7 protein-coding genes are annotated in these 8,706 nt (G+C 63.6%); all 7 read right to left on the bottom strand.

Features of this window, described 5'->3' with window-relative positions; genetic code table 11:
• Positions 1-69: 69 nt before the first annotated feature.
• The 7 genes from ACW9I6_RS27860 to ACW9I6_RS27830 are packed head-to-tail and all read right to left on the bottom strand — an operon-like array spanning position 70 to position 8,449.
• Positions 70-1,071: a diguanylate cyclase gene (locus ACW9I6_RS27860; protein ID WP_003219248.1), complete on the bottom strand. Its 1,002-nt coding sequence runs from the start codon at positions 1,069-1,071 to the stop codon at positions 70-72.
• Between the two features lie 51 nt (positions 1,072-1,122).
• Entirely contained in the window at positions 1,123-2,133 is a 1,011-nt protein-coding gene (cheB, locus tag ACW9I6_RS27855; protein WP_003219250.1) for a chemotaxis response regulator protein-glutamate methylesterase, read from the bottom strand.
• A complete protein-coding gene (locus ACW9I6_RS27850) occupies positions 2,130-4,433 on the bottom strand; it encodes a response regulator (protein ID WP_457340065.1) in 2,304 nt (767 codons plus the stop codon). Before ACW9I6_RS27850 ends, cheB begins: the two co-directional genes overlap by 4 nt.
• Entirely contained in the window at positions 4,430-5,116 is a 687-nt protein-coding gene (locus ACW9I6_RS27845) for a chemotaxis protein CheW (RefSeq protein WP_102368208.1), read from the bottom strand. The genes ACW9I6_RS27850 and ACW9I6_RS27845 overlap by 4 nt, the downstream gene beginning before the upstream one ends.
• Positions 5,113-6,375 (bottom strand): CheR family methyltransferase, encoded by a 1,263-nt coding sequence (locus ACW9I6_RS27840; protein ID WP_457340064.1) that lies wholly within the window; start codon positions 6,373-6,375, stop codon positions 5,113-5,115. The genes ACW9I6_RS27845 and ACW9I6_RS27840 overlap by 4 nt, the downstream gene beginning before the upstream one ends.
• Entirely contained in the window at positions 6,375-6,887 is a 513-nt protein-coding gene (locus tag ACW9I6_RS27835; protein ID WP_102368206.1) for a chemotaxis protein CheW, read from the bottom strand. The genes ACW9I6_RS27840 and ACW9I6_RS27835 overlap by 1 nt, the downstream gene beginning before the upstream one ends.
• Positions 6,887-8,449, bottom strand: coding sequence for a methyl-accepting chemotaxis protein (locus tag ACW9I6_RS27830; RefSeq protein ID WP_371316498.1), 1,563 nt, complete (start codon positions 8,447-8,449; stop codon positions 6,887-6,889). The genes ACW9I6_RS27835 and ACW9I6_RS27830 overlap by 1 nt, the downstream gene beginning before the upstream one ends.
• Positions 8,450-8,706: the final 257 nt, after the last annotated feature.

Genomic DNA, 8,706 nt, shown 5'->3' with positions numbered 1-8,706 from the left:
CTGACACACCGCATTCGCGAGCAAGCCCGCTCCCACATTAGGTCTGCGACATCCCGCAGACCGTATTCCCTACTCGATCCCCACCTGATTGCGCCCATTGTGCTTGGCCAGGTACAGGCCCTTGTCCGCCGCCGAGATCAATTGCCGGCAATCGGTGCCCTGCACCGGGGTCATGGTCGCCAAGCCGATACTGATGGTCAGGCTCGCCCCTTCTGCCGGGGCAATGTGCGGGATTTTCAGGCTCGCCACCGCCTGGCGCAGCTTCTCGGCCACCAGCCGCGCACCGCCCGGCGAGGTATTGGGCAGCACCAGGGCAAACTCTTCACCGCCATAACGCGCCGGCAAATCCGAAGGACGGCTGCTGGCATCACGAATGGTCGCCGCCACCTTGCGTAACGCCTCGTCGCCTTCCAGGTGGCCGAAACTGTCGTTGTAGGTCTTGAAGAAGTCCACGTCGATCATCAGCAGCGACAGTTGGGTCTGGTCACGCATGGCGCGGCGCCATTCCAGTTCCAGGTATTCGTCGAAATGCCGGCGATTGGACAGCCCGGTCAGGCCGTCGGAGTTCATCAGCCGTTGCAGCACCAGGTTGGTGTCCAGCAACTGCTGTTGGCTGACCCGCAGCGCCCGGTAGGCCGCGTCCCGTTGCAACAGGGTCATGTAGGAGCGCGAGTGATAGCGGATGCGCGCCACCAGTTCGATGTTATCCGGCAGCTTGACCAGGTAGTCGTTGGCCCCGGCAGCAAACGCCGCGCTCTTGATCAGCGGGTCTTCCTTGGTGGAAAGCACGATGATCGGGATGTTCTGCGTCGCCGGGTGATTGCGGTATTCGCGCACCAGGGTCAGGCCATCGAGACCCGGCATCACCAGGTCCTGCAGGATCACCGTCGGCTTGATACGGATCGCCTGGGCAATGGCCTGGTGCGGGTCGGCGCAAAAGTGGAAGTCGATATTGTCTTCATGGGCCAGGCCCCGGCGTACGGCCTCGCCGATCATCGCCTGGTCGTCGACGAGCAGCACCATGGCGGCGTTTTCGTCGGTCTTGAAGTCGTCGAGCTGCAAATCATTCATTTACGGTCACCTGAATTACTACCTGCAGGCCAGGACAGCGTGTGATATCGGTCATTTTGCGAATACCTCCAGCAATCGTGGCGCAATTCTGTCCAATGGGCGAATTTCAACAGCCGCGTCAATCGCCGCTGCCGCTTTGGGCATGCCGTAAACAGCACAGCTTTGCTGGTCCTGCGCGATGGTCAGGTAGCCTTGCTGACGCATCAACTTAAGTCCCTGGGCGCCATCACGCCCCATCCCCGTCAGCAGCACGCCAACGGCATCGCCATTCCAGTAGCTGGCGACGCTCTCGAAAAACACGTCGATGGACGGCCGGTAAATCTCGTTCACAGGTTCGGCGGTATAGGCCAGCGTGCCGTTCTTCAGCAGGCGAATGTGATGATTGGTGCCCGCCAGCAACACGACGCCGCTTTGGGGCGGCTCGCCTTCCCGGGCCAGGCGCACCGGCAGGCCGGAGGCACTGCTCAGCCATTCAGCCATGCCGGCGGCGAACACCTGGTCCACATGCTGCACCAGCACAATGGCCGGCGAGAAGTCCCGGGGCAAGCCCTTGAGCAGGGATTCCAGGGCAGCCGGGCCGCCTGCGGACGAACCGATGGCCACCAGGCTCTGGCGTTTGCCCGTGGCCCGCTGGGGCGCAGGCTCGGCCCGCACGCGGCTGCCACGCTGGCCAATCAGCCAGCCGATATTGAGGATCTTGCGCAACAGCGGTGCCGCGGCGTCCTTCGGATTGCCCACGCCCAGTGCAGGGGTGTCAACCACGTCCAGGGCGCCATGGCCCATGGCTTCGAATACACGGCTGACGTTGGCCTGGCGGTCGACGGTGACAATCAGGATCGCACAGGGCGTCTCGGCCATGATCTGCCGGGTGGCCTCCACACCGTCCATCACCGGCATGATCAGGTCCATCAGAATCAGGTCGGGCGTGAACTCGGCGCAACGCTGCACTGCTTCCAGGCCGTTGCCCGCAACCCACACCACTTCGTGGGCCGGCTCTAGGCTCAACGCCCGGCGCAAGGCCTCCACGGCCATGGGCATGTCATTGACGATCGCAATCCTCATGCCCGTGCTCCTCCGATCAGCTCCACCACCGCGTCCAACAGCGCGTCGTCATGGAAGCTGGCCTTGGCTAGATAATAGTCGGCGCCGGCGTCCAGTCCACGACGACGGTCTTCTTCCCGATCCTTGTAGGAAACAACCATCACCGGCAGGGATTGCAGGCGAGTATCACGGCGCAAGAGTGTGACCAATTCAATACCGTCCATGCGAGGCATATCAATGTCCGTGATCAGCAGGTCGAAGTCTTCGGAGCGCAGCGCGTTCCAGCCATCCATGCCATCGACTGCCACGGCCACTTCATAACCGCGATTAAGTAACAATTTGCGTTGCAGCTCGCGCACGGTCAGCGAGTCATCCACCACCAGAATACGCTTGCGCGGTGCTTCGAGGGTTTGCTGGGTGCGTCGGGCGATGCGCTCCAGACGACCGGTATTCAGCAGTTTGTCCACCGATCGCAGCATGTCTTCGACGTCGACGATCAGCACCACCGAACCGTCATCGAGCAACGCTCCGGCGGAGATGTCCTGGACCTTGCCCAACCGGTCGTCCAGGGGCAATACCACCAGCGTGCGCTCGCCGATAAAACGCTCCACGGCAATCCCGTAGACCGCATCGCGCTCGCGGATCACCACGACCTTCAGGGTTTCCTGACTACCCTGCCCCGGCGGGCGCTGCAGCAACTGGCTGGCGGCGACCAGGCCGACATGCCGGCCTTCGTGCCAGAAATGCTGGCGGCCTTCCAGTTGCACGATGTCGTCGGGCGCAAGATCGCACATGCGCTCGATGTGGGCCAGCGGGAAGGCGTAGGCCTCTTCGCCAACTTCCACCACCAGGCTGCGCACTACCGACAGGGTCAACGGCACCTCCAGGTGGAAGCGACTGCCCTGCCCCGCCGTCTGCTCCAGCACCACCGCGCCGCGCAACTGGCGCACCATATGCTGCACCGCATCCAGGCCGACCCCGCGCCCCGAGACCTCGGTGACCTTGTCCCGCAGGCTGAACCCCGGCAGGAACAGGAACGTGAGCAGTTCCTCTTCGCTCAGGCGCAGGGCGGTTTCCACCGGCGACAACTGCCGGTCGACGATGGTGCCGCGCAGGCGCTCCAGGTCGACACCGTTACCGTCGTCGCTCAACTCCAGCACCAGCAAGCCGGCCTGGTGAGACGCCCGCAGGCGGATCAGGCCTTCAGCCGGTTTGCCCGCCAGCAGGCGTTGCTCGGGAATTTCAATGCCGTGGTCAACAGCATTGCGCAGTAAATGGGTCAGCGGCGCTTCGAGTTTTTCCAGCACATCGCGGTCGACCTGGGTTTTCTCGCCTTCGATTTCCAGGCGTACCTGTTTACCAAGGCTGCGGCCCAGGTCACGCACCATGCGCACCTGCCCGGCCAGCACGTCGGCAAACGGCCGCATGCGGCACGCCAGCGCCGTGTCGTACAAGACTTGGGCGCGTTGCCCGGCCTGCCAGCCGAACTCGTCGATTTCGGCGGTTTTTTCCGCGAGCAGCGCCTGGGCTTCGCTCAACAGGCGGCGGGTATCAGCCAGCGCTTCCTGGGCCTCCAGGCTCAGGTCGACGGTCTTGAGGTGGCCGTCGAGGTTTTCCAGGGCGCGGGCACTGTTGCTCTGGATGCGCTTGAGGCGTTGCAAGCTGGCGAGGTAAGGCTTGAGCCGCTGGGTTTCCACCAGGGACTTGCTGGACAGGTCCAACAGGCTGTTCAAGCGTTCGGCGGTCACCCGCAACACCCGCTCGCCGCCTTCGGTCATGCGCTTATTTTGGCGCGGCAGTTCGGCACTGACCGGCGGCGCGGGTTCGGGCTCCGGCGGCAGGGTCAGCAGCGCTTCCATCGACAATTCAGGTTCTGGCGCGGGTGTGGGCGGCGGCGCAGGCTTTGGCGCAGTGGGCGGCGCGACTTTCTGCGACGGATCGAGCAACCGCTCCATCAATGCCACATAGGACTCGATGTCCGCCGGGCCCACGGTGTTGCCCGGCGTGGCAATGCGCATCAGCAAATCGGTGCCTTGCAGCAGTGCGTCGATATGTTCCGGCAGCAGGTACAAGCGGCTTTCCTGGGCGCTGACCAGGCAATCTTCCATCACGTGGGCCACGCTGACCCCCGCGTCCACCCCGACAATCCGCGCCGCGCCCTTCAGGGAATGGGCGGCGCGCATGCAGGCTTCGAGCTGGTCGGCCTGGGTCGGGTTGCGCTCCAGGGCCAGCAGGCCGGCGCTGAGCACCTGGGTCTGGGCGTCGGCTTCCAGGCTGAACAGCTCCAGCAGCGAGGCATCGCGCATCTGGTCGGGGGTCATGTGAGGCTCCGGGTCACGGCAGACAACAATTGCGCCTCGTCCAGCCAGCGCAGGCTGCGGCCTTTCCACTGCAACACCCCTTGGGTATAGCGGGCGCTGGCCTGGGTGCCGGAGGCAGACGCCGCGTTCAAGGTGCGTTCATCAATGGCATGGATACCGTCCACTTCGTCCACCGGCACCACCACGGGGCCGTCCTGCGCCGCGATGATCAGCATGCGCGGCATGATTCGTGCGCCACTGGGGCCGCTGCCGGTGCTGTCCAGCCCCAGCAATTCCACCAGGGACAGGCACGCCACCAGTGCGCCACGCACATTGGCCACGCCCAGCAAGGCGCGGGAACGCTGATGGGGCAAGGAATGGATCGGCTGCAACGGCGCCACTTCCACCAGGCAGCGAGTGGCGATGCCCAGCCATTCTTCGCCGAGGCGGAACATCAGCAGCGAACGGGTGAGGACATCACCCTCGACTTCCGGCGTCGCGACGGGGCGGTGATCGTCCTGCTGCAAGGCATAACGGTCGAGCAGGCGCGTGGCGGCGGCGGAATACACCGAGCAATTGCGACAGTGAATGTGCTCGGCCAGCAACGGGCAGGACTTGTCACCGTGGATGCCGATGCGGTTCCAGCAGTCATCGATGGCCTGGGTATCGGCCAGGGTCAGGTTCAGCTCGGGATCCAGGGTCATGATTTACGCTCACTGTCAGCTCGCTCGCTGCGCGCGGCACGAGCCTGCAAACGCCGGGCGCCGGCGACATCGCCCTGGGACTCGAGCAACGCGGCCAGGTGCATCAAGGCCTGCGGGTGCTGGGGTTCCAGGTACAAGGCTTTTCTGTAATAACCCTGGGCTTCCAGGGCGCTGCCGGCCACATCGCTGAGCAGGCCCAGCCAATAAAACACCTGGGCCGCCGGCGGATGGCTCTGCAAATAACGCTCGCAGGCAGAACGGGCTTCCAGGCTCTTGCCTTCATTGGCCAGGGTCGCAATCTGACTGAGCAGATCGGCGGCGTCCGACTGCGGGGGCGGCGGCTTGATCGGTACCACTTGGGCACTGACGGTGCTGAACGGCCGGGGCCTGGTCGGGATAGGCGCGGCACTGCGCTGAGGAATCGGCGCGGGCATCGGCACAAATACCGGTTCAGGCGCGGGCTCCGCATGCCGGCTGAAGGCAAACGACTGCGGCACGCCAATCGAACGCATGCCCAGGCGCCCCAGCAGGCTGCCTTCGGCAGGCCCGATAAACAGCACGCCGTCGACGTGGGTCAGGCCCTTGAGCACTTCAAACACCTGCTTCTGGGTCGGCTGGTCGAAGTAGATCAGCAGGTTGCGGCAGAACACAAAATCGTAGGTGGGCTCGTTGGCCAGCAGCGTGGGGTCCAGCAGGTTGCCCACCTGCAGGCGCACTTGTTCGCGTACCCGGTCGGCAATCCGGTAGCCGTCGGTTTGCTCGGTGAAGTGGCGATCGCGGAACTCGAGGTCCTGGCCGCGAAACGAATTCTTGCCGTACACCCCACGGCGGGCGCGCTCCACCGACAGCGGGCTGACGTCCATGCCCTGCACCTTGAACTGATGCGGTGCCAGCCCGGCGTCGAGCAAGGCCATGGCAATCGAATAGGGTTCTTCGCCGGTGGAACACGGCAGGCTGAGGATCCGCAGGGCGCGCATCTGCTTGATTTCGGCCAGGCGGGCGACCGCCAGCCGGCCCAGGGTGGCGAAGGATTCGGGGTAACGGAAAAACCAGGTTTCGGGGACGATCACCGCTTCGATCAGCGCTTGCTGTTCGTCGGTGGAGGCCTGCAATTGCTGCCAGTATTGATCGGCGGTCTGCGCGCTGAGCGCCATGCTGCGCTGGCGTACGGCACGCTCGATGATCGCTTCGCCCACCGAGGCAACGTCCAGGCCAATGCGCTCCTTAAGGAAGTCGAAGAAGCGTTGATCACTGCTCATCAACCCTCCTCGCCCGCGGCAAACAGCAGCGCCTGCACGTCAGCCGTCAGCAGGTCCGCCACGCCGATCCACTGCATCAAGCCACGCTCGTCTTCGCGCACCGGGCCCAGGTAACGTGCCTGGCGGTTGTCCAGGCCGTAGGGCTGGAACTCCGCCGGGTCACAGCGCAGGGTATCGGTGGCCTGTTCGAGGATCAGCCCCAGCCAGCGTGCCGGAGTGAGTGCATCCGGCTGATAATTGACCAACACCAGGCGCGTGCTGGTGCGGGCCTGGGCCGGCGTACCGAAGGTCAAGGCACTGAGATCGATCACCGGCACCATTGCCCCGCGATGGGCAAAGATCCCGGCAACCCACGCAGGCGCATGGGCAATGGGCTTGAGCGGCAGGCGCGGCAGCACCTCGGCCACTTCCGTGGCCTTGAGGGCATACCGTTCATTACCGATGTGAAACACCAGGAACAGTGCTTTCTTCACTGCCGCAACGGCACCGCGTTTAGCCGCGAGGTCGTTCATCAGACTTTAAAACGCGACACGCCGCTGCGCAGGCCGACGGCGACCTGGCTCAGCTCGTCGATGGCAAAGCTGGCCTGACGCAGGGACTCCACGGTCTGGCTGCTGGCATCGCCCAACTGCACCAGCGCATGGTTGATCTGCTCGGCGCCGGTGGCCTGGGCCTGCATGCCTTCGTTGACCATCAACACCCGTGGCGCCAGGGCCTGCACCTGATGGATGATCTGCGACAACTGCTCGCCCACCTGCTGCACCTCGAACATGCCACGGCGCACTTCTTCAGAGAACTTGTCCATGCCCATCACCCCGGCCGACACCGCCGACTGGATCTCGCGGACCATCTGCTCGATGTCGTAGGTGGCCACGGCGGTCTGGTCGGCCAGGCGCCGCACTTCGGTGGCTACCACGGCAAACCCGCGACCGTACTCACCGGCCTTCTCGGCCTCGATGGCAGCGTTGAGGGACAACAGGTTGGTCTGGTCGGCGACCTTGACGATGGTCACCACCACCTGGTTGATGTTGCCGGCCTTCTCATTGAGGATCGCCAGCTTGGCGTTTACCAGGTCGGCCGCGCCCATCACCGAGTGCATGGTTTCTTCCATGCGCGCCAGGCCTTGCTGGCCGGAGCCGGCGGCCACCGAGGCCTGATCGGCGGCGGTGGAGACTTCGGTCATGGTACGGACCAAGTCCTTGGAAGTAGCAGCGATCTCCCGCGAAGTAGCGCCGATCTCGGTGGTCGTCGCGGCGGTTTCAGTGGCCGTGGCCTGTTGTTGCTTGGAAGTCGCGGCAATCTCGGTGACCGAGGTAGTGACCTGTACCGAAGAGCGCTGTGCCTGGGACACCAGGGCGGTGAGCTCGGTCATCATGTCGTTGAAGCCGGTCTCTACTGCGCCGAATTCGTCCTTGCGTTCGAGGTTCAGGCGTTTGCTCAAGTCGCCGGTGCGCATGGTTTCGAGGATGTCGACGATGCGTTTCATCGGCGCCATGATCGCGCGCATCAGCAGCAGGCCGCAGAGGCCGGCGGCGAGGATCGCGAGGATCAGCGAGACGCCCATGCTGATTTTTGCAGCGGACACGGCGTCGTCGATAGCGTTGGTGGCGCGGTCCGCGACGTTTTTGTTTTCGGTGATGATGTCGTTGAGCTTCATGCGGCCTGCGGTCCAGGTCGGGGTCAGCTCGGCGTCGAACAGTTTGCGGGCGGCGGCCACGTCGTGGTTCTGCAGGTGGTCGAGAACGCCGGACAGGGCCTTGTTATAGGCCTGGTGCAGGGCTTCGAATTTATCGAATTCGGCCTGGTCCTCGCCGCCGTTGATGGTCGCCTTGTAATTGGCCATCTGGGTGAGGATACGGGTTTCGAAAGACTTGAAGTCGGTCTTGTCGGCGTCGGTGAGGCCCTTGTCTTCGCGCAGGCCAATGATATCGAGGGTTTGCAGGTAACTGTCGACCCAGGCACTGCGGATCATCGAACTCAGGTACACCCCCGGGACTGCGTCGTCACGGACTGATTCTTCGCTGAGTTCGATCTTCAGCAGGCGTGAATACGAGACCACTACCATCAGCAGCATGATCGCGATGATGACCGCAAAGCTCGCCAAAATCCGTTGGCGCAAGGTCCAGTTCTTCACAGTAATTCCTCGAGGGCCATTCAAATGGAGAGGAGTATAGCTGAGCGGATGCCATCATTAATCAACGGGTTGTGGGATCTGGGTCACGCTCGGGGGAGGAAAGTTTTCTTGGGGGGCATATCCGTTGCTGCGGTAACGGCTGCTATTGGTTCCGCTCTTACAGCGGCTCACTTTTGAACAGCGCAAAAGTAAGCAAA

It is taken from the genome of Pseudomonas sp. SDO5522_S412 (genome assembly GCF_054071215.1).
This window is presented reverse-complemented; position numbering and strand designations above follow the sequence as displayed.

Bases quoted from the DNA above. Each gene is read 5' to 3' on its own strand.
- ACW9I6_RS27850 (WP_457340065.1), bottom strand. From the start codon at position 4,433: ATGACCCCCGACCAGATGCGCGATGCCTCGCTGCTGGAGCTGTTCAGC.
- ACW9I6_RS27830 (WP_371316498.1), bottom strand. From the start codon at position 8,449: ATGCTGCTGATGGTAGTGGTCTCGTATTCACGCCTGCTGAAGATCGAA.
- ACW9I6_RS27835 (WP_102368206.1), bottom strand. From the start codon at position 6,887: ATGAACGACCTCGCGGCTAAACGCGGTGCCGTTGCGGCAGTGAAGAAA.
- ACW9I6_RS27860 (WP_003219248.1), bottom strand. From the start codon at position 1,071: ATGAATGATTTGCAGCTCGACGACTTCAAGACCGACGAAAACGCCGCC.
- ACW9I6_RS27845 (WP_102368208.1), bottom strand. From the start codon at position 5,116: ATGACCCTGGATCCCGAGCTGAACCTGACCCTGGCCGATACCCAGGCC.
- cheB (WP_003219250.1), bottom strand. From the start codon at position 2,133: ATGAGGATTGCGATCGTCAATGACATGCCCATGGCCGTGGAGGCCTTG.
- ACW9I6_RS27840 (WP_457340064.1), bottom strand. From the start codon at position 6,375: ATGAGCAGTGATCAACGCTTCTTCGACTTCCTTAAGGAGCGCATTGGC.